This window comes from Burkholderia sp. R-40, assembly GCF_049942845.1.
Taxonomy (GTDB): domain Bacteria; phylum Pseudomonadota; class Gammaproteobacteria; order Burkholderiales; family Burkholderiaceae; genus Burkholderia; species Burkholderia ambifaria.
This window is the reverse complement of the sequence record NZ_CP187967.1, coordinates 1,637,181-1,662,797: the sequence shown is the minus strand read 5'-3', so window position 1 is coordinate 1,662,797 and position 25,617 is coordinate 1,637,181. Positions and strand designations below refer to the sequence as shown.

Genomic DNA, 25,617 nt, shown 5'->3' with positions numbered 1-25,617 from the left:
GCGCCAGCCGGGGCCGGCATCCGCCTTCAGATCGTGAGCGCAAGAAGCCCAACGAGGAGCCTCGGACATGAGCTGGACCCGCGAACAACGCAACGTCACGATCGCCGCCTACCTCGGCTGGACGCTCGACGCATTCGACTTTTTCCTGATGGTCTTCGTGTTGAAAGACATCGCCGCCGAATTCGCGTCGACGATTCCCGCCGTCGCGTTCGCGCTCACGCTGACGCTCGCGATGCGCCCGATCGGTGCGCTGATCTTCGGCCGGCTCGCCGATCGCTTCGGCCGCCGCCCGACGCTGATGGTCAATATCGCGTGCTATTCGCTGTTCGAACTCGCGTCGGGCTTCGCGCCGAGCCTGACCGCGTTGCTGGTGCTGCGCGCGCTGTTCGGCATCGCGATGGGCGGCGAATGGGGCGTCGGCTCCGCGCTGACGATGGAAACCGTGCCGACCCATGCGCGCGGCTTCGTGTCGGGCTTGCTGCAGGCCGGTTATCCGAGCGGCTATCTGCTCGCGTCCGTCGTGTTCGGCCTGCTCTACCAATACATCGGCTGGCGCGGGATGTTCATGGTCGGCGTGCTGCCCGCGCTGCTCGTGCTGTACGTGCGCGCGCACGTGCCCGAGTCGCCGGCGTGGAAGCAGATGGAAAAGCGTCCGCGGCCGAGCCTCGGCGCGACGCTGCAGCAGAACTGGAAGCTCACGATCTACGCGATCGTGCTGATGACCGCTTTCAACTTCTTCTCGCACGGCACGCAGGATCTCTACCCGACCTTCCTGCGCGAACAGCATCACTTCGATCCGCACACCGTGTCGTGGATCACGATCGTGCTGAACCTCGGTGCGATCGTCGGCGGCCTGTCGTTCGGCGCGATCTCGGAGCGGATCGGCCGCCGCCGCGCGATCTTCATCGCCGCGCTGATCGCGCTGCCGGTGCTGCCGCTGTGGGCGTTCTCGAGCGGGCCGGTCGCGCTCGCCGTCGGCGCATTCCTGATGCAGATCTCGGTACAGGGGGCGTGGGGCGTGATCCCCGTCCACCTGAACGAGATCTCGCCCGACGAGATCCGCGCGACCTTCCCCGGGGTCGTCTACCAGCTCGGCAACCTGCTGGCGTCGGGTAACGCGACAATGCAGGCGTCGCTCGCGGTGTCCCAGGGCAACAACTACAGTTTTGCGCTCGCGCTCGTCGCCGGCACCGTCGCGGTCGTGATCGCCGTGCTGATCCTATTCAGCCGCGAACGCCGCGGCATCGACATGACGCAATCGGTCAATACGCGTACCGCCGTCGGCTGAACCCGCGCGTTGCCGCATTGCATCATCGCGTGCGGCCCGTCCCGCGGGGGCCGCATGCGATGTATCCCGCAACCGCACATCGAACTAGAGGAATTTGTCCAGATTCCCTGCTTGCCCGCGCCGCCCGCGTTTTTTTATCTTAATAAAAACGGCTGTTTGAATTACATAATCAAATCACCTGTTCGCGGCCGCGCGACCGGCATAGGGAGGCGGGACATGGCAGTCATTCAGGAGGGACGATCGTCCGCGGGACGGCCGTCCGGGACGCGGGCACCCGGCAATCGGCAGGCCGGCGGCACGAAGGCGCGCATTCTCGATGCGGCCGAGGACCTGTTCATCGAGCATGGCTTCGAAGCGATGTCGATGCGGCAGATCACGTCGCGCGCGGCGGTGAACCTCGCCGCGGTCAACTACCACTTCGGCAGCAAGGAAGCGTTGATCCACGCGATGCTGTCGCGTCGGCTCGACCAGCTCAACCAGGAACGCCTCGGCATCCTCGACCGCTTCGATGCGCAGCTCGGTGCGCACATCACCTGCGAGCACGTGCTCGGCGCGATGTTCATTCCGGCGCTGAAGGCGTCGCGCGACCCCGATCGCGGCGGCCCCGCGTTCCTTCGACTGATCGGCCGCGCGTACACCGACCCGTCGCCGTTCGTGCGCAACTTCCTGACCGCGCACTATGCGAGCGTCGCGGGCCGCTTCTTCGATGCGTTCCAGCGCGCGCTGCCGCATCTGCCGCGCACGGAGCTCGGCTGGCGGCTGCACTTCGCGATCGGCGCGCTGTCCGGCGCGCTGGCCGGTGCCGAAACCGAAAGCCTGATCGACGAATTCTCGCAACGCCGCACGATGAACGACGTGCAGATGATCGCGCGGCTGTCGTCGCTGATCGTCGCCGCGCTGAAGGCGCCGATGCCCGACAGCACGCAGTTGTCGATCTTCGCGGCCGTGCTCGACGATGCGGGCGCGAGCGAAGCGTTCGGGCTTTCGCCGGGTACGGGTACGCCCGCGGCCACGGCCGATACGGCGACTGCACATTCGGCGAGCTGATTGCGTCACGCCGCGCAGGCGGCGATTCACGATTTGGGCGGCCCGGGCCGGCGTTGATGCGCGGGCCCGGGCCGTACGATTGTCATGCGGCGGGAGCCACGGCTGGCCGGCTTTCGTCGACGAAAAGCATGGGACGAGCGCAAAGCGCTGAAGCGCCGACGCTCGTTCCCCGCAAAGCCTTGGAGACACATCATGTCCTCGTCCGCAGCAACCGCAACGACCCAGCTGCCGCCGAACAGCGACGGCGTCTGGTACGCGTCGTATCCGCCCGGCGTGCCGCACGAGATCGACGTCACGCAATACACGTCGCTCGTGCAGTTCTTCGACGAATGCACGACGCGCTTCGCCGAGCGGGTCGCGTACGTAAGCGCGGGCGCATCGATGACCTACCGCACGCTCGCGCAGAAAGTCGACGCGTTCGCGTCGTATCTGCAAAGCATGGGCGTAAAGCCCGGCGACCGCGTCGCGATCATGCTGCCGAACACGTTCCAGTACCCGGTCGCGCTGTTCGGCACGCTGAAGGCCGGCGCGATCGTCGTCAACGTCAATCCGCTCTATACTGCGCGCGAACTCGCGCACCAGCTGAAGGACAGCGGCGCGCAGACGATCGTCGTGTTCGAGAACTTCGCGCGCACGCTGCAGGAAGCGCTGCCGGAAACGCAAGTGAAGAACATCGTCGTCACCGCGCTCGGCGACCTGCTCGCCGACGGTTTCAATGCGAAGGGACGCCTGATCAACTTCGTGCTGAAGCACGTGAAGAAGCTGGTGCCCGACTACAGCCTGCCGCAGGCGATCCGGCTGCGCTCCGCCCTCGCGCTCGGCGCGCGCGGCAAACCGCAGCCGGTGCCGACGACGCGCGACGATCTCGCGTTCCTGCAATACACCGGCGGCACGACCGGCGTCGCGAAAGGCGCGATGCTCACGCACGGCAACCTGATCGCGAACCTGCTGCAGGCCAAGGCATGGATCGCCGATCAGGTGTCGGGCGACGTCGAGACCGTGCTGACGCCGCTGCCGCTCTATCACATCTATTCGCTGACGGTGAACGCGTTCATCTTCATGGGGCTCGGCGGGCGCAACATCCTGATCGCGAACCCGCGCGACATGAAGATGGTGATGAAGATCATCCGCAACGAGACGTTTACCGGGATCACCGGCATCAACACGCTGTACAACGCGTTCCTCGACAACGAGGAATTCCGCAAGCGCGATTTCTCGCAGCTCAAGCTCGCGATGGCGGGCGGGATGGCGATGCAGCGCGCGGTCGCGGAGCGCTTCCAGCAGGTCACGGGCCGGCCGGTCGTCGAAGGCTACGGCCTCACCGAATGCTCGCCGATCGTCACGATGAATCCGGTGAACCTGAACGACATGGGCGAATTCAGCGGCTCCATCGGCCTGCCCGCGCCGTCGACGCTCGTGCGCTTTCGCCGCGAGGACGGCACCTGGGCCGCCGTCGGCGAGCCCGGCGAGCTGTGCGTGCACGGGCCGCAGGTGATGCGCGGCTACTGGCAACGGCCCGACGAGACCGCGAAGGTGATCGACGCCGACGGCTGGCTCGCCACCGGCGACATCGGCGTGATGGACGAGCGCGGCTTCATCCGCCTCATCGACCGCAAGAAGGACATGATCCTCGTGTCGGGCTTCAACGTGTATCCGAACGAGATCGAGGAAGTGCTGGTGATGCATCCGGGCATCAGCGAAGCCGCGGCCATCGGTATCCCGGACGAAGTCCAGGGCGAACGGATCAAGGTCTTCGTCGTGCGCCGCGACCCGACGCTGACGGTCGACGACGTGCTCGCGCATTGCCGCAAGAACCTGACCGGCTACAAGATGCCGAAGTTCGTCGAGTTCCGCGACGCGCTGCCGCAGACCAACGTCGGCAAGATCCTGCGCCGCGCGCTGCGCGACGAGGAGCTCGCCAGGATCAAGGCCGCGAAACAAGGCTGAACGACGCATCGCTCCGGGAGACACTGTCGATGAACGAAGGACACAAGCGCCGCGCGATGCAGGCGGCCGCCGCGGTCGCCTGCATGCTGTTGCTCGCGCAGCCGGGCCTGCATGCGCAGGAAACGGCCGATGCCGCGAGCGCGACCCAGGCGGCCGCGCTGCCGGCGGAGCTGGCGAAGGTCACACACGAGCCGCCCGCGCAGCAGGCGCGCTGGCTACGCACGGCCGCCCAGCGCGGCACGCTCGCCCAACTCGACGATGCGACGCTGACGACGCTGTTCAAGGCGCTCGATCCGCTCGCCGTGCCGCTCTATATCCGCAACGGTCCCAACGGTTATCCGTCGTACCAGTTCACGATGGTGCGGCAGGAACGCATCAGCGGGAAATGGTACGACACGCCCGATCGCATGCTCGTGAAAACCACCCGCGAGCCGCTGCGGGTCTATGCGAAATGGCTGCCGGGCGGCGCACATGCGGGACAGGAGACGATCTACGACACGACCCAGCGCAAGGACGAGATGTACGGCCATCTCGGCGGCCTGCTCGGCAAGATTCCGTTGTGGACGGCGCTCGACGGCGCACTCGCACGCGCGCAGTCGAATCACCAGGTGAAGGATCTCGGCACCGAGTTCATCACGAACCTGTACCTGACCGAAGGGAAGAAATACCAGGAAGCCGGCGTGCAGCGGCCGACGCAGGTGGAAGCGAAGACGATCGGTGGGGTGCGCGTCGTCGCGCTCACTTACGAGACGCCGACTGGCCGGCCGCAGTTTTACGCGAAGAAGGAAACGCTCGGGCTCGACCTGCATGCGCCCTACTTCCGGACCGTCGAATCGTATGACAACGACGGCAGGATCTTCGAGCGGATCATCATCGAGAAGATCGCGCCGGCCACGCTCGACGAAACCGCGTTCGACCCGAAAAACCCGGACTACGCGTTCTGAGCGCCGACGGCGCGGCGCATGGCGCGCTCAGTCGTCGTCATCGTCGTGGTGATGCTTGTGCCAATGCTTGTAATAGTGCTTGCGCCATTTCCGGTAACGGTCGTCGTCCTCGTCGCCGTCGTAACCGTATCCGTAGCCCGGATACGCGACCACCGCCGGCTGCGGCGCCACATAGACCGGCGCCGGTTCGACATAGACCGGCGCGACCGGCACGCCGACGCCGACCGACAGGTCGACGTGCGCCATTGCACTGGCGGAAGCGAGCAGCGCCACGCTCCCGATCGATACCGCCCATCCCCTCTTGTTCATGTTTCCGTTCCCTGATCCGCCGGCCTGCCCGGCACGCGCGATGAAGATAAGCCGGCCGCGCCGGGCCAGGTGCTACGGCGCTGCGAGAGTCGTAACGCGACGTAACGAAACGGCGTTAGCCATTTGGCCGAATCGCGAAAACGCGCTGGAACGTCTATAGTGGGTTACGGTTCGACACAATCACGAGCGCGCGCTGCTGGAACGAACAGGGTAAAATCCCGCCAAACACCTGGTGGGCGACCACGCCATCCACACGCACAACATATTCTCTGACGCAGGCTCCTGCCGCACCTCAATGGCCAATCCCGCAGAATCCCATCCGCAAAACGACTTCATCAATTCGGCGCGCAAGGAACGTAAGCGTGTTGAAATCTATCTCGTCAACGGCATTCGTCTGACGGGGTGTATCGAGTCGTTCGACCAGTACCTGGTGATGCTGCGCACCCCCGTGGGTCTGCAAGGCATCTACAAGCGTGCGATTTCCACGATCCAGCTCGATACGGGCGGCTCGCGCCCGGGCGGCGGCGGCCCCCGCGGCCCGCGCACCGGCGGTCGGCCGGGCGGCCGCGAAGGCGGCGGTCACAGCCCGTACGGCTCGCACGGCGGCTCCCGCGAATCGCGCGGCGACGGCGGCTACGGCTCGCGCGAGCCGCGTGAAGGCTACGGCTCCCGTGAACCGCGCGAAGGCTATGGCTCCCGCGAACCGCGCGAGGGTTATGGCGCGCCCCGCGAAGGTTACGGCGCGCCGCGCGAACCGCGTGAAGGCTACAGCGCGCCGCGCGACACCGGCGACGCATCGGGCAGCACGTCGCCGTCCGATAGCCGCGGCGGCAACGGGCCGGTGATCGTCACGCGCCGCCGGCGAATCGTGCCGGACGGCCAGTAAGACAAAAGGGCAAGCCAACCGGCTTGCCCTTTTTCCTGGTGAGCCGGCGCGGCATGTCGCCGCACCGGCCGTACCGCGACCGCTCAGTGTGCGGTCGCCGGCAAGCCCGCGTTGGCCTCGCGCTGCAGCGAACGCACCTGCTGCTGCAATGCGCGCAGCTGCGACTGAAGCTCCGCCTGTTGCGCCTGCAGCGCCGCCGTTTCATTGCGGACGCTCTTCTGGCGATCCACGACCGCGGCCTGCTGCTCACGTGCGATGGAGATGTCGGCCTGCAGACGCCGCGCCCGCTCCTGCGTGAGCGCGATCTGCCGGTCCATCTGGGCCTTCTGCGATTCCAGCTTCGCCGCACGCAATTCGTTGACGGCCAGCCGCTCCGCCTGATGCGAGAAATCGCGATAGATCGCTTCGGCCCGCGTTTCGTCGTAACTCTTGATCACGCGCCAGAACGCCTTCTGCTGGAACAGCGCGACGAAATAGGCACCGTCCTTCACGCTGAACAGCAGGCTCGCGCCGTAGCTGCCGTTATAGCTCGTGCGCATTTCCGTCAGCGAATGCGCCTGGATCTGGCGCTGCAGTTCGTCAACCGTGCTCGGCCCGGTCGTCTCGCCCGCCTGCGGCTGCACCGACGTTTGCACCTGCTGATCCAGCACCGGAATCGCCGCCACCGGCGCCGATGCCTGCTGTACGGCCGGCGCTCCATTGCCTGCCAGCCCCTGCGCGTACGCGCCCTGCACGCCTCCCATCATCGCGAGCAACACACACGCCCGCGCCAACCCAGTCATATGGCTCATGAATTTTTATTCCCCGCCCGTATCGTTGTAATGCAGCGCGATTTTATCTCATTAATTATTCGCTTTCGCGGGTCTCGGGCTCTTCGTCGAATATCTGATATTTACGCATCTTTTCCCACAACACCTTGCGGCTGATGCCGAGCTGCAGCGCCGTATCCTGGCGCCGCCAGCCGTTTGCGTCGAGGGCGGCGATCACGCGGCTGCGCTCGTTCATGTCCCACTTGCTTCGGTCGACGAAGACTTCCGCCGCGCTTTCCACCGGCACCGGCTGCGCCGAGTTGCGCGCATGCGCGACCAGCCGCTGCAGCCGGGCCGCGTCCCAGCCGCCTGTCTGCCGCACCGTCACGCCGACGCGCTCCGCGAGGTTGCGCAGTTCGCGCACGTTGCCGGGGAAATAGCTGTCCGCGACCGCGTCCGCGAGCCAGTAAGGCAGATCGGAGAGCTGCGCGAGCCGCTCGTCGCCCACCACTTCCGCGACGAACGATTTGAACAGCGCGATCTTGTCGACCGCGCCGCGCTCCTCCAGCGACGGAATGCTCAGCTCGATCACCGCGAGCCGATAGTAAAGATCCGCGCGGAACAGGCCGTCCTTCACGAGCTGCGGCAGCTTCTTGTTGCTGGCCGCGACCAGACGAAAATCGACCTTGATCGGCGACGTCGCGCCAACGCGCAGCACGGCGCCGTCCTCGAGCACGCGCAACAGCTTGACCTGCTGGTACAACGGCAGGTCACCGACTTCGTCGAGGAACAGCGTGCCGCCCGCCGCCTGTTCGAAATAGCCTTTATGCGCGACAACCGCGCCGGTGAACGAACCTTTCGCATGCCCGAAGAACAGCGATTCGAACAGGCCGTCGGGGATCGCGCCGCAGTTGACCGGCACGAATTCGCCGTTGCGATAGCGCGAATGCTTCTGGTGGAGCAATTGCGCGATGCGCTCCTTGCCGACGCCGGTTTCGCCGTGCAGCAGCACGTTGGTGTCGCAGTCGGCGAACGTGTCGACTTCGTGCAGCAGCGCCTGCATCGACTCCGAGTGCGCGACGAGTTCGGACGGCTGCAGCGTTTCGGCCGCGTGCGCGCGCAGCTGCGTGACGAGCTTGCCGATCATCCCGCGCAGTTCGGCGCAGGTGAAGTCGAGCGGCAGAATGTGCGAATAGTCGGGCGGATACTGCGATGCGTCGTGGTCGCGCGCCGCACCGACCCAGACGACCGGCATGCCGATGTTGGCTTGCCAGTCGCGCAGGAACGCCGCGCCGGTTTCGATCATCGTCACGCTGATGATCGCGAGCGAGGGCCGCAATGCGGCGCGCTCCGGCGAGATTTCCGCATTGTCGGCGCGGATCACTTCGACGTCGAAGCTCGCCATGCAGCGGGCAACGCGGTCGACAATGTCCGCCTTGCCTTCCCAGACGTACAGATCGAGTTCTGCGATTGCGGGCGTGTTTCTCATCGGGTGGTCTTGCTTCTCTAATTACTGACAGTTTGCGCAGCGCCGCAGGTCAGCGACATCTGATGTACCGTGGCGGCACCGAGCTGGACGCCAAGCAGATCGAGCAGTGGATCGATGATACCGTCCAGCGCGCTCAACAGCGGGCTCAAAACACCGGTCAGGACCCCTAGCAGTTTCGGAACAAAATCCGCTGTGAGCGGGACGGTGACGAATCCGAACAGCAGCTCCACTTTCGGTGTGATCGTGGCCGAGCTCAGACCCGCCAATGCATTGCTCACGGCTGAACCCAGCGCATTCGTGTTGGTGGTCCAGTAGTAGGACGGATCGCTTCCGCCCCGCCCGTAAAACGTATTGGTCGCCGTGTTGCCGGCCAGAGCCACCGACACATTGGAGACGGTCGCGGACACCTCGACCGCGCCCGCCAGTACCTTCACGTCTAGCACCGTGGCGGGCGTCGAACAGCTGTAGGTCGCCGGCAGGTTGAGCAGGTTGCCGCTGAGCGGCGGCTGGCCGATACATAGATTCGCGACGCTCGGTTGCGCGCTGATCGTGGCCGAATTCGGCGAGGTCCGGCAATTGGTCGACAACAGCGTTGCGCTGCCCGCACCGAGCTGCACGTAAAGCGGCAGATACACGTTCGCGGACGCCACGACCGGCAGCGGATTCACACCGAGGTCGACGAGGAGATAGACGCCGATCTGCGCATTCGTCGCGACCGTGCGCCACGCGCCGGTCGCGTCCTTCCCGCCTTCGCCCACCGCGATGGTCGGCGGACTGATGACCTGCACCTGCAACTGCGCGATCGATACGGAAGTGCCGTTCGGCAGCGCAAGCGGCACATTCGCGCCGATTACGACGCCCGGCTTGCCGCTCTGCGAGATCTGCGCCATCGCCATCACGAGATCGAGCACGTTCACGGTCGCGTCGGCCGCCGCCTCCGCATTCGCGAGGCCGAGCGTGAGCAGCGACGTGGCACCCTGTCCGGTCAGGCGCGCGACGTTGATGCTGGTATTGCTGAGCAGGCTCAGGTTGAGGATGTTGTTCAGTGCGCCGGTAGCACTCGACTGCAGAGCGGTGCCGAGGGTGGTGGTCTTCCCGACTGCCGCCACCGTCGCCTTGAGCAGCGTGCCGACCGATGCCTGCGCATTCACCAGCCCGCCCATCGTCCCGTTGCCCACCGACAGCGACTGCAGTGCGACGGCGATATCACCCAGCTTGACGTTCGCGCAGGCAAGGCCCTGATAGGACGCAAGATTGAGCGTCAGTGGCGTACCGCCCTGGCCTTGCAGCAGCGCGCCCAGCAGCGCATTCACCAGACCGGGATTGCCGGTCGGCACACCCGAGCAGCCGACTCCACCGACGGCGGCCAGCGTCGCGCCGATCGAGAATGTGTCGATGTTGGTCGCCTTTGCGGTCGACGTGGCGATCACGGTGCGCGTCGGTCCGAAGAAGAAATACGGCATCGACTTGGAAATCGTGACCCGGACCGCATTCAGCTGGGTGAGCATGGGAACCGACGTTTTCGACGAATAGAAACTGCTCGACGTCCCGGTGGCCGTCGGTGCCCAATAACCGCAATCGGCCGACAGGGTCGTGGTGCCGCCGACGGAAAAGCCGTTCGTCGATGCGTTGCTCGTGGCCACGCTCGTCACGTTCGCACACGCATCGTCCAGTCGCTGGACCGCCGCCAGCGCCGCGAGATCGGCGACGCGCTGCATGTCGCGGCGGGCCAGGAAGACGTTGCCGATGTCGACCGAACCGAGAATGACCATCGCCAGCAGTATCCATACGGACGCCATGACGACGACCGCGCCGCGCTGTCGCCGCGGCGCGGTGTGTCTCCGTCCGATCACTCGATTCGATGAATGGCGAGCCGCGATCATTACCGTCTCGCTCAATACGTTTGCATGGAATGCTGTCCGCCGGAGCCGCCGCTGCCGTTCGCGTTGACCGGTGATCCCATCGACTCCGGAATCTTGTGCTTGAACGAATCGAGATAGCGCTGGTAACTGAGCGACGCGGTATCGCCCAACATCGGCAACGCCGGTCCGGCCGCACGGTTGTCCCGCTGCAGCGCGAGCAGCGCGTCGGTCGCATGGCCGACTTCGGCCGCCGACGACATCGATTCCGCGCAATGTGCCGCAGTCGTCGCCCCCAGAAATGCAACCACTGTGATGCCGCGATGCAGCCATACATGGCTGCGCTTGAAACGTTTGTCGTTCGTCATGTCACTTCCCCCCGAATGCCTTGTCATTGTGCGAACCGTTGCAGCATCGGCGCGGTGGGATCGAATCCCTGAATGTTTGCGACGGGCGACGGCCGCCGCGAGACATCGGCGCCCGACACGTCGACCACGCTGCCCGAGCCGACCGGCGTCACCGTCGCGACCGAGGCCGGCGGCGGTGCCGCGCGGCGCCACGCACGCGCTGCCGCCGTGATTTTCATCGCGTCGCCGCGGATGTCGTTGCGCACGTCGGCCGACAGCTTCTGCTGCGCCATGAGCCGCTGCGCGTCGCGCGTACGGCCGGACGCGAGCAGGTACAGCACCAGGTTGCTGATGATCTTTGGATTGTTCTGGTCGAGTTCAGCCGCCTTCATCAGCGGGATGCGCGCACCGTCGATATCGCCGCCGCGCAATTTTGCGTAGGCGAGATCCGACAGCGTCGCGGCATCGGTCGGTGCCAGCACCGTCGCCTGCGCCAATGCCTGCGCGGCGCGCGGAAAATCGCCCGCCGCACCGGCGATCAGCCCCAGCCCGCGATACCCGCGCGCCGCCAGCGGCGTGTTGAGCAGTTGCGTATAGACAGCCGTGCTCGCGGCGGGCTGGTCTGTCATGCGCAACGCATCGGCGCGCAGAAGGATGGTCTGCGGTGACGCACCGTACTGCTTCTCGTACGCATCGATATGCGCAAGCGACGCGTAGTACAGTCCTTGCGACTGCATCCGCTCGATCAGGCCCAGATACATGCCGGGCGTATCGGGTGCTGACTGTTTCTGGGCCGCGGCGTCCATCAATGCCGCACGCTCGGCTTGCGGGCCAACACCGTACCCGCTTTCCTTGAACGCCGAACATGCGCAGAGCAGGCCAGCCATCGCCACCATGCCGGCCACTTTCGCGACTTCATCGATGCGTTTCATTTTCCGTCCTTTCCCTTCCCTGCATCAGTGCTGCGCCTGGTTCAGCGCACGCAGCACCGAAATCATCCCCGGCCCGGCCGTCACGATCAGCAGCGCGGGCAGAAGCGTCACGATCATCACGCCCGTCATCTTCACCGTCAATCGACCGATGCGCTCGCGCAGCATCGCGCGACGGGCCTCGCGCAAGCGCTCGCCGAACTGCTTGAGCGGCTCCTGGACCGCGCCGCCGTGCTTGTCGACCTGTATCAGCAATCGCACGATGGCGCGCAGATCCTCGTTTTCAAAGCCCGACGACAACCGCTGCAACGACTGCTCGCGTGTTCGCCCCGCCGCGAACTGCCGTTGGGCGATTTCCATTTCCGACGAGAGCACGGGCATCATGCCCTTGAAGTCGTTGGTGACGACCTGAATACTCTGATCGAGCGACAGACCGACTCCTTGAAGCAGACGCAGCATGTCGACCAGCAGCGGCAACTCGTCGGTCACCGCTTGTCGACGCTTCGCGGCACGGCGCCTCAGGTACAGCTTCGGCACCATGAATCCGACGATGAACGAAATACCCACGCCCAGCCACCACTGCGTGCCACTCACATGCGGCCCGACCACGCCGATGTATGCGAGCGGAATGACGATCGAGCAGGCGATCCGCGCACTCAGGAACAAGCCGCGCGTGCGCGTATCGACAAAACCGCATTGCTCGAGCAGCAGCCGATCCTCTTCGGCCACGACCAGCCGACCGATACCGGTATCCAGCCAGCGCATCCCGAACACCGACAGACGTGCCTGCATTTGCGCGAGTCGCGACGGCTGACCGGGTGCCTGCCGCGCGTCCGGCTCCTTCCGCAACGATTCGTCCGCGTCCTGGGCCGCCCGCCCGCTTGCGGCCGCCAGCGCTGCAAGCCGCCGCTCGAGTGCGTCGGTCAGTGTCCGGCCGCTGCGCGATTGCGCATGCGCGCTGCGGATCGCGAGCAGCGCCAGCAACAGGATGCCCAGCGCCCCAAGCACCAGTGCGAGCGAACCAAGTTGATTGGCTGTCATGCCGTCACCTGAGTTTGGCCATGTGATAAAGCCAGATCCCGCCCGCTGCCTGCAGCATGAAAGCGAGGACCAGCAACTGCCGACCGGTGTAATCGTTCCACATCGACTGGAGATAGAGCGGATTGGTCGCGATGACGAAGCTGCCGATCGCGATCGGCAGCATGACGAGCACCCATGCAGACAAACGCGTTTCCGACGACATCGCCTCCAGTTCCCGCTCGGCCTGTTCGAGGTCGCGCATGAACGTCGACATCCGGTCGAGCATGATGTCCGCGCGGCCGCCGTACCGCACCGACAGCCGCAGCACCGACCCGACCAGTTCGAACTCCTTCGTGTGGTACACGTTCGCGATATGCATCATCGCGCGGTCGATCTCGACGCCCGTGCGCAGCATCCTCGACACATGGTCCAGGCAGCCGCGCAACGGCGCCTCGGTGGTCTGCAGCGCGGCCTGGAACGCGGCCGGCACGCTATTGCCCAGCGTCACCAGCCGCACGATGCCGTCCAGAAACGACGGCAACTGGCGAACGATCATCTGGCGCCGCCGATGTATGCGCGACACCAGCCAGAACACGAGCAGCGCGGCCCCGCAGACGAGCGCGGCGATGCCGCCGAGCCAGCCGCCCCGATCCCCGGCGGCGAACGCGGCCCCGATCAGCGCCAGTAACGCAAGCAGCGCCTTGCCGCGCGCGTCCTCGATTCCCGCGCGGCTTGCCACGTTGGCGAAATACTCGGTCGCGACTGCGCGCCAGCGTGCCCATTGCGAAGCGGGTACGCCGGCTGACGCGCGCGCCGCGGCGGGCGCCGCCGGCCGGGCTTGCTGCTGACGCACACCGCCCGCTCGCGCGCCGGGTTCGATCCGGCTGTCGATGAAGCGCTGCACGTCGGCGCGATCGCGCTTCATCTCGCCGTGCCGCCACAGCATCAGCGCGGCGGCCACGAGCAGAAGCGCCATTGCCAGCACGCTATACATTGAAACCCCCGCCGCCGCGGCCGAATCCGCCGCCGAACCCGCCACCGCCGCCGCTACCGCCGAAGCCGCCCTGCAGCGTCTGACGGAAGCGGGCGAGCTTCGGCGAGTGCGGATGAATGCCGAGCGATTCCCAGGTGTCGACTTCTTCGCCTTCGGGCGTCACGCGCGCCTCGTAGCGATACAGTTCCTGCGTCGCGATGATGTTGTCCGACAGGCCGGTTACCTCGGTAATCGACAGGATCCGGCGCCGGCCGTTGGACAGACGGCCAATCTGCACGATGAAGTCGATCGCGTTCGCGATCTGCCGGCGCAGGCTCGACTCGGTGCCCTGGAACCCGGCGAAGCCGGCCAGCATCTCGAGACGATAGAGGCACTCGCGCGGCGAACTCGCATGCACGGTTCCCATCGAGCCGTCGTGGCCCGTGTTCATCGCCTGCAGCATTTCGAGCACCTCGCCGCCGCGCACTTCACCGACGATGATCCGGTCCGGGCGCATCCGCAACGTATTGCGCAGCAAATCGCGAATCGACACGACGCCGGTGCCGTCGAAGCCGCCGGGCCGGCTTTCGAGGCGCACGACATGCGGGTGATTCAGCGACAGTTCGGCCGTATCCTCGATCGTCACGACGCGTTCCGGCTCGGGAATGTGGAACGCGAGCGCATTGAGCAGCGAAGTCTTGCCCGAGCTCGTGCCGCCCGACACGAGGATGTTGCAGCGAGCCTCGACCGCCGCCTCGAGCAGCGCGCCGAGCTCCGCATTGAACGTGCCGTTGCCGAGCAGATCGGCCGGCTTGAGCGGATCCTTGCGGAATTTCCGGATCGACACGACCGGCCCGTCGATCGACAGCGGCTCGATCACCACGTTGACACGCCCGCCGTCCGGCAGGCGCGCATCGACCATCGGATTCGATTCGTCCAGGCGTCGGCCGATCGGCGCAAGGATGCGTCGCACGATACGCAGCAGGTGCGCGTTATCGGTAAAGCGGATCGGCAGCTTGGCCAGGATCCCGTGGCGCGACACGTAGATGTCGTTGTAGCCGTTGATCAGGATGTCCTCGACATGCGGATCGGCGAGCAAGTCCTCGATCGGCCCGAACCCGGCAAGCTCCTTGGTCAGCGCCTCGGCAATCGTCCTGACCTCGTTCTCGTTGAGCGGGATGCGCCGCAAACGCACGAAGCTGTCGATTTCCAGGTCGACGAACTGATTGATTGCCTGGCGCGACCAACGACCGAATTCGGCCCCCAGTTCCTCGATGCGCGTCAGCAAATGTTCGTGCGCGGCATTCTTGATGTCATGGAACTGCTGCGACTGGGAGAACGGCGCGGCGCCGTCGGCAAATTGAATGTCGTGTGCCATCGCTTACGAACGCTTGGACGAAGGTTGAATGAAACGCTTGAGCACGGACAGGCCCGAAGCGGCGCTCTTTGCCGGCGTCACCGTGCCTGCCAGTCGCTCCGCGAGCGGCTCGAGCGCACGCACATACGGATCGCGCTCGGCCATGTCGACGATGAGTCGCCCCTGGTTGGCTGCCTGCCCGATCGACACGCGCCGCGCAGGCAGCGTCGCCAGCAACGCGATGCCGAGCCGGTCTGCGATCTGTGCCGGCGTCAGGCTCAGTGCCGCGTCGTACTGGTTGACAACGAGACGCATCTTGCCGAGGTCCATTCCTGCATCGCGCAGCCCCTCGAGCAGATCGACCGCGGAGACGATCGACGCGACACCCTGATCGCAGACCAGCCACGCCTCGTCGGCAACCGCCGCGATCTGCGCGACGAACTCCAGGTTGGTAAAGCCGCCCAAATCGACAATCTGCTGATCGAAGAATGCGCGCAGCCGGTTCAGCAGGCCGACGCAGGCCGCGTACGACACGTCGCGCAAATCGGCGAGGTTCGGTGGCAGCGTCGTCAACGCCACGCCGCTCGCGTGTCGGGCGAGGGCCGTGTTGACGAAGGTCCGGTCGATGCGGCGCAGGTTGCGCACGGCCTCGACGAAATGGAATTCGCAGCGCGTGTTGAGAAAGAGTGCGCTATCGCCCGCCGGCAGACCGAGATCCACGAGCGCCGTTTGCCGGGCATGCGGCGTGGCGACACCGAAGGCAGGCGCGTCGCCGGCGACGATGCCGGCAGCGCCGCGCTTGTGCAGCCATACGGCGAGATTCGATGCGAGCGTACTCACGCCCATCCCGGCGCGCGCACCGAGCAGCGCGACCAGCTTGCCGTGGCGATTGGCCGGTTCCGCGCCGGCGTGCTCGAGCAGTCCGCGCGCGATGCGCAATGCGTCTTCCGCACTGCCGGAAACGTCGATGAAATCGCGCACGCCGGCCCGCAGCGCCGCGAGCGCGCTTTCCGGCTGCGCCAACGTACCGAGCGCGACGACCGGCAGGCTCGGATGTGCAAGACGGACCGCCGCGGCGGCAGCACTCGCTTCGGCATGGGCACGGGAAAAATCGATGAAGACGATCGCCGGGTTGAGCCCGAGGATGCGCTGGGCCAGCGCGCCGGGCTCCAGCGATACCGCTTCCACCATGCCGGCCGAGACGAGCGTATCCCGCAGCCAGCGCAGATGCTCGTCCTGGTGGGATGCGCATACAAAATAATCAGTCACGGCGGGCTCAGCCAATGAAAGGGTTCTCGCGTTCATGTTGAATACCCCCGAATCCGTATCGCGCGATGCCGCGCCGTGCGGTCATTTCGAAAATCCCGGCGCGGCATCCGGCGACGCGATACCGCCAAGATACGAGCGCCAGACAGGCCCGTCGCGCTGCTCGGACAGCTCGCCCGGCGTCGCCGGCAGCGGTGCGCCCTTCGCGATCGGCGCCACCAGATGCGGCGTCACGATGATCACCAACTCCTTGTCGTTCTGCTGGTAATTCAACGATTTGAAGAACGCACCGATGATCGGCAGATCGCCCAGGACCGGCACCTTGCTGATGTTCGACATCGTTTCGCGGTCGATCAGGCCGCCGATCACGAAGCTCTCGCCATCACCCAGTTCGACCGTCGTATCCGCGCGCCGGGTCGTGATGGCCGGCACCGACACGCTGTTGATCGTCACGCCGTGCTGAAAGTCGAGCTGGCTCGATTCGGGCGCGACCTTGAGCGCGATCCGATGCTGGCTCAGCACGGTCGGCGTCAGCGTGAGACCAACGCCGTACTGCTTCCAGTCGATCGCCGTCGCGCCGAGTGCCTGCGGCACCGGTACTGGAATTTCACCGCCCGCGAGAAAACTCGCGCTCTGTCCCGACAGCGCCACCAGCGTCGGCTGCGCAAGCACGCGGGCCAGGTTGTTCGCTTCGAGAATCGAAATATTGCCGAAAATGCCGCGACCGGCGGAATTCACGACTAGGTTGAACGCCGACGCGATCGGAATGCCGCCCGTCGCCGCGAAGGCCGACGTCGCGCCTCCCGTCACGGACTGAAGGCCGCCCGGCGAAAACGCACCGAACGCGAATCCGTTGCTCTGCTTGAAGAAGTTCAGCCCCGCTTCCTTCAGCACCGAGCGGCTGAATTCGACGACGCGCACATCGACCTGCACGACGCTCCGGTTACCGACCGTCGACGCATCGATTACCGTGCCGTCCTTGCCGCCCATCCGCTTGCCGACGGCCACAGCCCGTTCATGCGCGTCGAGCGACGCCGAGGAGCCTGACAGGACCGCGGCTCCGCCGTATCCCTTGACCTTCGGCCCCGAACCATCCAGTGCCGCCTGGGCGGCCGCATCGACGACATTGACGTTCCACACCGTCGGCTCGTCGCGGCCCCGCTCCCACAACAACACGTTCGTCGAACCCGGTGCTTTCGCAACCAGCAGCACGGATCCGGCATGGCTCCCCTTCATGACCAGCACGTCGACGACAGCGGGATCGCCAACCGCAATCCGTTGCAGCGTGCGGCCGGCAGCGACCTGTCGTTGCGAGCCGACCGCAAGGTCAATCGACGCGTTCGTACCGGCAGCCTCCGTCAGGACACCAAAGGTCATGGCCCAGATAGCAATCGCGTATGCAATCAGTTTGTTTGTCATTGTGTCGGTGCCGTCGCGCGGCCTTCTCTGTTCCGTAGCTGCTGTCGATGATCGTACGTTGATGTCAATAGGCAACCGTTTCGGCACGCCCGCCACGAATGACTTCGATACTGCTGCCGCTCCCCCGGGCCATCACCGGCGCGCGCGGGACAACCGGCGCGCGGGGCGTAGCACGCGCACGCCCACCCGACAGGTCGTCCAGCCATACGCCGCTCGCGGCCTGCGCCGACGGCGTCGCGCCCCCGCCCCCCGTACGAACCGCGACCGTCTGTGTCGCGATGTCGGTGTCGCGCGGATTGCGCAGCGCGAGCGTCAGACGACCGCTTGCCTCGGCGAGCGTGAGCGCATCGACCTGTGCGGTCGGCACGGCGAGCACCGCGGTCCGTACCGCGCCGCCCGGTCCGCCACCGCCGTCCCGATCGGAGGTCGCATCGCCGAACGACAGCACACGGACCCTCGACAGCAGCAGGCGCGCCTGCGTAGCGGGAATCTCCGAATTCACTTGGGCGCCGCCGGATCCGTCACGCCGCAGATTCAGGAACACGTCGACAAAGTTGCCGGGCCGCAGCCGGTTGCCGACCGCGTTCGATTCGTCGACCTTCACGGCGACGGCACGCTCACCAAGCGACACCTGGTCGGCCAGTCCGGAGGTCAACGCGCCTTCGAGCACCGGTGCTGCGGCAAGAATGTCGTTCGCCGGCACGCGACCGACAAGGGCCGTCGGATCGCTGAACCCGCCAGTCGGCATCATCGGCACCTGTGCAAGCTTCAATGCATCGGCGGGAATCGGCTGGCCGGCCGGCAGCACGCGCGCGGCCACGACGAGCGGCACCGATTGCGCCGCGACGGTCGGCGTTGCCACAACCGGCGGATGAGCCGGCGCGCGGCCAAGCGTCCATGCATAGATCCCGAGCAGGACTGCGATTGCGATCAGCAGCCCGGCGATGATCTTCGTCAAGTTGTTGGCCATGGTGAATGTCGGTGCCGTAGATTGATGTTGTTATGTTCGCGCGTGGACACCGCTGTGTGCATGTGACCCGCCGTGTATGCTGCCCGGCTCATAGGATGGTTGCCGGATTGATCTGGACGGTGGCCGTGCCGGTAAGCTGCGCCGGCGTGACGAGACCCAGCAACGGCAGAGACGGAACCAGCGGATGCGCCTGGTACGGATAGGTCACCGTGACCGTCACGCAATACATCGCCGGGTCGTAGCTGCAGGCTCCTGATACCGGCGTGGGGATCTGGACATGGGCCAGCCATGAAGTGAGGCCGGCAGCCGTCGTCTTTGCCGCGCTCGCCCGGTCCGTCAGCGCCTGCGAGCCCGAACCGTTGGCCTCATACACATAGTTCAGTGCCGAACGCGCGCCCTCGGTCGCCGCAAGCGTGAGGCTCTGCTGAACCGCGAAAATGAGCCCGAACGTCACGATCGCGTACAGAATCAGGAAAAACAGCGGAAATACCAGCGCGAATTCGACGGCAGTCGCTCCTCGCTCCCTCGAGCACGCGGCCAGTCGATACTGTCGTTTCATCGCCCGCTCCAGGTAACGACCAGATAGCCCAGCCAAATGGCCGCGGGAACGACGAGACACGCCGCGTACGGTGTCGAGCGCCGTCCGGCGAGCGCCATTGCCGGCAATCCGCGCACCCATAACGCGCCGAGCGGCGTGCGAGTGAGCAGCATCAATCCCAGGACGTGCACGCCGGCGGCAAGGCTGGCAATCACCCACAGCCAAAGCAATATCGGCAAACCGCACCACGCACCGAGGACCGCGAATACCTTGACGTCCGCCGCGCCCATGACGCGCATCGCAAAAAGCGGGAAGAAACTGACCAAACCGACCAGCATGCCGATCAATGCCTGCCCGGTTGAAATACCAAATGGATTTGCGTGTATCAGTGAACTGACGAGCGCAGCAGTGCCTCCGCAGATGACAAGCGAATTCCGAACGAGCCGAAATCGAATATCACCGGCAGCAACGAGAGCGGCCCAGGCAAAAAAAATGCTGGTGCTGAGGAGATGTGCCATATCGCGAACGACTGCGCATGCCGATGTAACGGCGAGCGAGCCGCGACCGCGACTCGCTCGCCCCCAACGAACCGCAATGGTTAGGGCAGCGAACTGGCAATCGTGGAGAACAGAGCCGCGATCTTCGTGCCGATGGTCGTCACGCTGGTAATGATCAAGGCCGCAATCAAACCCGCAATCAGCCCATACTCGATCGCGGTCACCCCGTCTTCTTCCTTGAGGAAGCGCTTGATAAGTGCTTTCATTTTTTAATTCCTCGTGCCTGTATGTACGTGTTTTTTGGCCTTTTATACGTTGTACATCCCCGTATATCTGGCCCGTGCCCCGCGCCGTTCGTTATCTGCGTAACGACAAGCGGGTGCGCTTTCTTTATATGTCACCCAGAGGGGTGAGTATCACAATTTGATGGAAGTTAACATTCGCGATAGTGCCCCTCCTCGAACGTCGTGTACCAATCCGTACATTTCCTTACATCTGCTCCGGATTCTATATCCGTTCCTATTTAAGTTCCAACCTCTTTCAGGACGGCTTCGAAAAAACTTTCCGAGAGCACAACGCATTTGTACGGCGTTTCGGTACGACTTACACATAGGATTTACGATAGGTTAGATGTGCACGCCTAATCCACCAGTAAAACAACAGACCGCCCGCGGGGCCTGTACCGGCCCTACGTTACGCCGCACGCGTAACGCCAATGTTGTGACGTTACGTTACGAAACGACCGAAACCGTTCTCATTTGAGTGCTTTTAAACAGATTCAACAATCTTTCAATTTCCCCAAATTCCTTTTCCGACAAGGAATTGCGTCGTTTAAAGCCAATCGTCGAGCCGACGGCTCTCGAAATGGCACGACAGTTGCAGAGTAATCCTCGCAGCACTCAACACAACATCAGCTTCAATGCGAGGACGAAATGGACATTCAGGTTATCCCTCATGGCATGCTTCGGACGACTATGATCGCGGCCACCGTGGCAGCCATGCTTTCCCTCTCCGCGTGCGGCGGCTCGGGTTCCATCAGCAAGGGGATCAGCGGCGGCTCCGGTTCCGGCGGCAGCGACTCGATCTCCACGTCGGGCGGCGGCACCTCGGGCGGCACGTCCGGTTCGACGAGCGGCGGCACCTCGGGCAGCACCAGCGGCTCGACCAGCGGCAGCACGAGCGGTTCGACGAGCGGCAGCACGAGCGGAACGACGAGTGGAACGTCCAGCGGTACGAGCGGCACCTCCGGTGTGTCGGCGAACCCGGTAGGAAGTGTCCTCGCACAAGGCGGCAACGTCATCACGAGTCTCGGTGGAACCGCGTCGGGCCTCGGCAGCACCGTCGCGAACCAGTCGCTGCCCGGCGTCGATCCGGCCACGACGCAGGCCGCCGGCGGCATCATCCAGTACGTCGGCGGCGCGGTCACGGCGCTCGGCACTGGCGTGGGCGGCGGCCTCGGCCAGCTCGGTGCGACGAAAGACCCGGTCGGCGTCACGGTCGCGAGCACGGGCGGCGTCGTCAACCAGCTCGGCGGCGCGGTCACGCAGACGGGCAACCTGGTCACGAGCCTCAGCAGCGGCCCGCTGTCGCCGCTCGCCCCCGTCACGGGCGCCGTCGGCGGCCTCGTGACGCAAGTCGGCAACGCGGTCTCGAACGGTGGCACCACGCTGTCCAACGCCCTGTCGACCGGCCCGATCCAGCAGATCACGCAGACGGTCAGCTCGGCCATCACGCCGATCACGACGATGGTCGGCCAGACGACGCAGACGATCGGGACGGCCACCGGCCTCGGCGCGCCGGTCAACACGCTGCTCGGCACGATCGGCAACGGCCTGAACCAGGGCGGCGCGCTGATCGCCTCGACGGGCGGCAACCCCGTCACGACCGGCCTCGGCAACACCGTCTCGTCGACCGGCAATACCGTCAAGGCAGTCGGCGGCCTGCTCACGGGCAGCACGGGCGGCGCGACCAACCCGCTCGCCCCGCTCACCGGCCTCCTCTCGACGGTCAGCGGCCCGCTCGGCGGCGCAACGGGCGGCACGAGCGGCGGCCCGCTCGCTCCGATCACCGGCCTCGTGTCCACCGTCACCGGCACGCTCGGCGGCGCAGCCGGCGGCACCAGCGGCGGCCCGCTCGCTCCGGTCACCGGCCTCGTCTCCACCGTCACCGGCGCACTCGGCGGCGCAGCCGGCGGCACCAGCGGCGGCCCGCTCGCTCCGGTCACCGGCCTCGTCTCCACCGTTACCGGTGCACTGGGTGGCGCGGCCGGCGGCACGAGCGGCGGCCCGCTCGCCCCCGTCACGGGCCTCCTCTCCACGGTCACCGGCGCGCTCGGCAGCGCAACCGGCGGTGGCAATCCAATCGCCGCTCCGGTCACCGCGGTCACCAGCACGGGCGGCGCACCGTCACTGAGCGGCACCACGGGCGCCGTCACGAACTCGGGCTCGGGTTCGAATCTGCTCGCACCTGTCACGTCGCTGATCGGCGGCCTGCTCGGCGGCACGCGCGGCAAGTAATCAGACATCCATTCATCGACAAGACAGCGAGGAGTCCATCATGTCCCAGCAACGTTCCATCACGACAGTCGCGCTGCGCCAGTGGCGCATGCCCGTCACCGTATTCGCCGCTGCGTGCCTGCTGGCCGCCTGCGGCGGCAACAGCGTCAGCACGCCGCCGACCGCCAACAACGGCGGCGGCTCCAGCGGCACGAGCGGTACCAGCGGCACGAGTGGCACCAGCGGTACGGCGACCGGCACCAACGGCGTCGTCAGCACGGTCGGCCAGACCGCGACCGACCTCGGCAGCACGGTCGGCAACATCAGCGTGCCGGGCCTCGGCGACGGCGTGACGAAGGGCGTCGGCAGCACCATCTCGAGCACCGGCACGATCGTCGGCGCGGCCGCCGACGCGTTGAGCAACGGGCTGGGACAGACCGGCACGATCAAGGACCCCGTCGGCACGACGGTCGCCGGCCTCGGGAACGTCGTCGGCGCGACGAGCAACACCGTGTCGGGGCTGAGCTCGACGGTCAAGGCGCTCGGCACCGGGCAGCTCTCGCCGCTCGCCCCGGTGACGACACCTGTCGGCACCGTGCTCGACACCGTCGCCAACGGTCTGACGGCCGCCGGCACGACGATCGGCTCGACGCTGTCGTCGGGTGCCGTGCAGCAAGTGACGCAACCGCTCAGCTCGGCAATCACGCCGCTGGTGATCACCGCGGGTCAGGTCACGCAACAGGTCGGCACGACCACGGGCCTCGGTCAACCGGTATCGGGCCTGCTCGGTCAGGTCGGCGGTGCGATCAGCTCGGCGGGCAAGCAAGTGGGTAGCACGTCGAATCAACCGCTCGTTGGCGACGTCGGCCAGCTCGTCACCGCGGTCGGCAACACCGTGACGAACGCGGGCGGCCTCGTGAACCCGAACGGCCCGAACGGCGCGGCACCCATCCCCGGCCTGATCACGAGCCTCGTCGGCGGCTCGACCACGGCCGTTCAGAACGGCTCGTCGTCGGGTTCCAGCGCGACGAACCCGCTCGGCGGCCTGCTGTCCGGCCTCGGCTCGACGCCGCTCGGTTCGCTCACGGGCGCGGTCGGCGGCGCGACGGGTGGCGCAGGCGGGGCAAACCCTCTCGCGCCGGTCACCGGTTTGCTGAATACTGTCACCGGAGCAGTGGGTGGTGCGGCGGGATCCGGGGCTTCGTCGAATCCGCTCGCGCCGGTCACGTCGCTCGTCGGCGGGGTGTCGGGGACGGCCTCGTCGGGCGGCTCGACGGGCCTGCTGGCGCCGGTAACGGGGCTGCTGGGCACGCTGGGTAGCGCCGGCAAGTAAGGAGGACGGTCGCGCCTTTGCAGCCGGAGCAGGAGGCGCGGCCGTACAAAACACAACCGGCCATGCGGCACGCGGCGCGCGACACTACGATGTCGCGCCCGCATTAGAACGAAGACGAAAAGAAAGGCCTACGAGGAAGAACAATGAAATCCAGATTCGATACATGGATGATGCTGCTCGCCATCGCAGCAGCAGGCACGGCACAGGCACAGACGCGCGCAGCAGGCAACCCGCTCGATTCCCTCCCCCAGATCAACGCGCCGAAGAAAGGGCCGAGCGTCACCGTGCAGGTCGCGCCGCAGGCACCGCAGTTGCAGGAATTGCTGTCGCGGCACGTGACACCGACAACGTTCCAGGTCGAAGGCGTGAAGTCGGTGCCGTTCGACGAAATCTCGCGTCGCTTCACGCCCCTCGTCGGCAAGGACATCACGATCGGCGAGCTGATCGAAACCGCCAACGGCGTGACGAAGCTGTACCAGGATCGCGGCTATGCGCTGTCGTTCGCGTTCATTCCCGCGCAGACGTTCGAGAACGGCGTCGTGCGCGTCACGGTCGTCGAAGGCTACGTGTCGGACGTCAAGGTCACCGGCAAGCCCGGCGCGATGGAATCGAAGATCCGCGCGATCGCCGCGCACATCACGGCCGATCGCCCGCTGCGCCGCGCGACGTTCGAACGCTACGTGAACACCTTCGGTCTCCTGCCCGGCGTCACGGTGAAGGCTAACGTGCCGCCCCCGCAAACGACCGACGGCGCGACGACGCTCGAACTCGCCGTCGACCGCAAGGCATTCAACATCAGCACCGGCATCGATTTCAATCATCCGGGCGTCCAGGGGCTCATCACCGCGACGGAGAATGGCCTCACGTCGTTTGGCGAGCAATTGAGCATTTCCGCACTGGTGCCGCCCGGACGCGACAAGCAGACCTACGTCGCATTCAGCGGCGCGGTGCCGGTCGGCAGCAGCGGCCTGGTCACGCGCCTCGACGCCAGCACGTATCGCGGCAAGCCGACCGACAACCCGGGCCTGCCGTCGACCGTCGAGCGCACGGTCAAGAACGAGAAGCTCGGTCTTTCGGCCTCCTATCCGTTGCTGCTGAACAACCAGCGCAGCCTGCTCGGCACCGTGTCGGGCTATGCGTCGCACAACGAAGACCGCTATCAGAACACGATCACCGGCAACAGCATCGACACGCGCTCGCAGGTCCGCGTGCTGCAGATGCAGCTCGACTACACGAGCGTGTCGGCCAAGCAGGTTCAGAAACTCAGCGTCAACGTCGCGAAGGGCTTCAACATTCTCGGCGCGTCGAAATCGCAGGACATCACGCTCGGCTCGACCACGACGTCGGTGGACAGCCCGATTTCGCTGACGTTCGTGCGCACCGGCGCGACCTTCACGCAAACCAACGAATGGCCGTTCAAGATCGGCACGTCGGTCTCGCTGACGGGCCAGTACAGCCCCGATTCGCTGCCGACGTCCGAACAGATCTCGTTCGGTTCGACGCGCTATGCGCTCGGCTACCAGCCCGGCGAAACGTCGGGCGACTCGGGTTGGGGGATGTCGCTGGAGGTCAATCGCGCCTTCACGCCGGGCTGGACGTACATGAAGTCGATCACGCCGTACATCGCTTATGACCGGGCACGTGTGTACCTGCATACGGGCACGCCATCGCCGAGCCGCTTGTCGTCGGTCGGTATCGGCGTACGGTTTTCGGACAGCCGCTACTACAGTCTCGACCTGAATATCGCGAAGCCAGTGGGCGATGCGCCGGTCGAAAGCGCATCGCGCAGCCCGCGCGTGAATGCCGCGTTCTCGTATCAGTTGAACTGATCGGTCACCAGACAGCGCGCGTCTCGCGGGCTGTTTGGATTAGAGCCCCCTCTATCAAACGCAGCGCGTCGTTTCACGTATTCTGGGAAAGCTCGCAACATGCCACGCCCCATGCAGGCGGTCGTG

General features: G+C 65.7%; 23 protein-coding genes. 8 read left to right on the top strand and 15 right to left on the bottom strand.

The genetic code is table 11. The features are described 5' to 3' along the window. Positions 1-67 precede the first annotated feature (67 nt). The 4 genes from ACP26O_RS07720 to ACP26O_RS07705 all read left to right on the top strand — a co-directional run bounded on the left by ACP26O_RS07720 (position 68) and on the right by ACP26O_RS07705 (position 5,226). A complete protein-coding gene (locus tag ACP26O_RS07720) occupies positions 68-1,288 on the top strand; it encodes an MFS transporter (RefSeq protein WP_175665121.1) in 1,221 nt (406 codons plus the stop codon). A 216-nt stretch (positions 1,289-1,504) separates the two neighbouring features. Further along, a complete protein-coding gene (locus ACP26O_RS07715) occupies positions 1,505-2,335 on the top strand; it encodes a TetR/AcrR family transcriptional regulator (protein ID WP_175665120.1) in 831 nt (276 codons plus the stop codon). 192 nt (positions 2,336-2,527) lie between these two features. Further along, the gene (locus ACP26O_RS07710; protein WP_011656719.1) at positions 2,528-4,282 is read left to right on the top strand and encodes an AMP-binding protein; all 1,755 of its coding nucleotides are present in this window, start codon (positions 2,528-2,530) and stop codon (positions 4,280-4,282) included. A 29-nt stretch (positions 4,283-4,311) separates the two neighbouring features. Next, positions 4,312-5,226: a DUF1571 domain-containing protein gene (locus tag ACP26O_RS07705; protein WP_175665119.1), complete on the top strand. Its 915-nt coding sequence runs from the start codon at positions 4,312-4,314 to the stop codon at positions 5,224-5,226. 27 nt (positions 5,227-5,253) lie between these two features. Here ACP26O_RS07705 and ACP26O_RS07700 read toward each other — a convergent pair whose 3' ends face one another. Further along, on the bottom strand, positions 5,254-5,535 hold the full coding sequence (locus ACP26O_RS07700; RefSeq protein WP_126227643.1) for a hypothetical protein: 282 nt from the start codon (positions 5,533-5,535) through the stop codon (positions 5,254-5,256). Positions 5,536-5,830: 295 nt separating this feature from the next. Here ACP26O_RS07700 and hfq point away from each other — a divergent pair, with 295 nt between their 5' ends. Next, positions 5,831-6,421 (top strand): RNA chaperone Hfq, encoded by a 591-nt coding sequence (hfq, locus tag ACP26O_RS07695; RefSeq protein WP_175665245.1) that lies wholly within the window; start codon positions 5,831-5,833, stop codon positions 6,419-6,421. Between the two features lie 83 nt (positions 6,422-6,504). Here hfq and ACP26O_RS07690 read toward each other — a convergent pair whose 3' ends face one another. From ACP26O_RS07690 to ACP26O_RS07625, 14 genes are all read right to left on the bottom strand, one after another. Then, positions 6,505-7,212 (bottom strand): DUF2968 domain-containing protein, encoded by a 708-nt coding sequence (locus tag ACP26O_RS07690; protein WP_175665118.1) that lies wholly within the window; start codon positions 7,210-7,212, stop codon positions 6,505-6,507. Between the two features lie 55 nt (positions 7,213-7,267). After that, the gene (locus ACP26O_RS07685; RefSeq protein ID WP_011656714.1) at positions 7,268-8,659 is read right to left on the bottom strand and encodes a sigma 54-interacting transcriptional regulator; all 1,392 of its coding nucleotides are present in this window, start codon (positions 8,657-8,659) and stop codon (positions 7,268-7,270) included. A 17-nt stretch (positions 8,660-8,676) separates the two neighbouring features. Beyond that, on the bottom strand, positions 8,677-10,542 hold the full coding sequence (locus ACP26O_RS07680) for a TadG family pilus assembly protein (RefSeq protein ID WP_175665117.1): 1,866 nt from the start codon (positions 10,540-10,542) through the stop codon (positions 8,677-8,679). An 11-nt stretch (positions 10,543-10,553) separates the two neighbouring features. Next, positions 10,554-10,886, bottom strand: a complete 333-nt coding sequence (locus tag ACP26O_RS07675; protein ID WP_175665116.1) for a DUF3613 domain-containing protein — start codon at positions 10,884-10,886, stop codon at positions 10,554-10,556. A 23-nt stretch (positions 10,887-10,909) separates the two neighbouring features. Beyond that, on the bottom strand, positions 10,910-11,797 hold the full coding sequence (locus ACP26O_RS07670; protein ID WP_175665115.1) for a pilus assembly protein: 888 nt from the start codon (positions 11,795-11,797) through the stop codon (positions 10,910-10,912). Between the two features lie 24 nt (positions 11,798-11,821). After that, positions 11,822-12,835 (bottom strand): type II secretion system F family protein, encoded by a 1,014-nt coding sequence (locus ACP26O_RS07665; protein WP_105834287.1) that lies wholly within the window; start codon positions 12,833-12,835, stop codon positions 11,822-11,824. A gap of 4 nt (positions 12,836-12,839) precedes the next feature. Next, positions 12,840-13,808 carry a type II secretion system F family protein gene (locus tag ACP26O_RS07660; protein ID WP_105834286.1) on the bottom strand — a complete coding sequence of 323 codons (969 nt, stop codon included), beginning with the start codon at positions 13,806-13,808 and terminating at the stop codon, positions 12,840-12,842. Next, on the bottom strand, positions 13,801-15,165 hold the full coding sequence (locus tag ACP26O_RS07655; RefSeq protein WP_011656708.1) for a CpaF family protein: 1,365 nt from the start codon (positions 15,163-15,165) through the stop codon (positions 13,801-13,803). Before ACP26O_RS07655 ends, ACP26O_RS07660 begins: the two co-directional genes overlap by 8 nt. 3 nt (positions 15,166-15,168) lie before the next feature. After that, positions 15,169-16,449, bottom strand: coding sequence for a fimbrial protein (locus ACP26O_RS07650; RefSeq protein ID WP_175665114.1), 1,281 nt, complete (start codon positions 16,447-16,449; stop codon positions 15,169-15,171). A gap of 45 nt (positions 16,450-16,494) precedes the next feature. Continuing rightward, positions 16,495-17,829 carry a type II and III secretion system protein family protein gene (locus ACP26O_RS07645; protein WP_175665244.1) on the bottom strand — a complete coding sequence of 445 codons (1,335 nt, stop codon included), beginning with the start codon at positions 17,827-17,829 and terminating at the stop codon, positions 16,495-16,497. 64 nt (positions 17,830-17,893) lie between these two features. Beyond that, positions 17,894-18,799 (bottom strand): Flp pilus assembly protein CpaB, encoded by a 906-nt coding sequence (gene cpaB / locus ACP26O_RS07640; protein ID WP_175665113.1) that lies wholly within the window; start codon positions 18,797-18,799, stop codon positions 17,894-17,896. An 88-nt stretch (positions 18,800-18,887) separates the two neighbouring features. Next, positions 18,888-19,358: a TadE/TadG family type IV pilus assembly protein gene (locus ACP26O_RS07635; RefSeq protein WP_175665112.1), complete on the bottom strand. Its 471-nt coding sequence runs from the start codon at positions 19,356-19,358 to the stop codon at positions 18,888-18,890. Continuing rightward, positions 19,355-19,855 carry an A24 family peptidase gene (locus ACP26O_RS07630; RefSeq protein ID WP_011656703.1) on the bottom strand — a complete coding sequence of 167 codons (501 nt, stop codon included), beginning with the start codon at positions 19,853-19,855 and terminating at the stop codon, positions 19,355-19,357. Before ACP26O_RS07630 ends, ACP26O_RS07635 begins: the two co-directional genes overlap by 4 nt. A gap of 80 nt (positions 19,856-19,935) precedes the next feature. Next, entirely contained in the window at positions 19,936-20,100 is a 165-nt protein-coding gene (locus tag ACP26O_RS07625) for a Flp family type IVb pilin (protein ID WP_011656702.1), read from the bottom strand. Positions 20,101-20,766: 666 nt separating this feature from the next. Between ACP26O_RS07625 and ACP26O_RS07620 the strand changes: the two genes are divergently transcribed. The 3 genes from ACP26O_RS07620 (at position 20,767) to ACP26O_RS07610 (ending at position 25,491) form a co-directional block, all read left to right on the top strand. Continuing rightward, on the top strand, positions 20,767-22,350 hold the full coding sequence (locus ACP26O_RS07620; protein ID WP_175665111.1) for a collagen-like triple helix repeat-containing protein: 1,584 nt from the start codon (positions 20,767-20,769) through the stop codon (positions 22,348-22,350). A gap of 40 nt (positions 22,351-22,390) precedes the next feature. Further along, entirely contained in the window at positions 22,391-23,662 is a 1,272-nt protein-coding gene (locus ACP26O_RS07615; protein ID WP_175665110.1) for a collagen-like triple helix repeat-containing protein, read from the top strand. Between the two features lie 143 nt (positions 23,663-23,805). Beyond that, positions 23,806-25,491, top strand: a complete 1,686-nt coding sequence (locus ACP26O_RS07610) for a ShlB/FhaC/HecB family hemolysin secretion/activation protein (RefSeq protein WP_175660684.1) — start codon at positions 23,806-23,808, stop codon at positions 25,489-25,491. Positions 25,492-25,617: the final 126 nt, after the last annotated feature.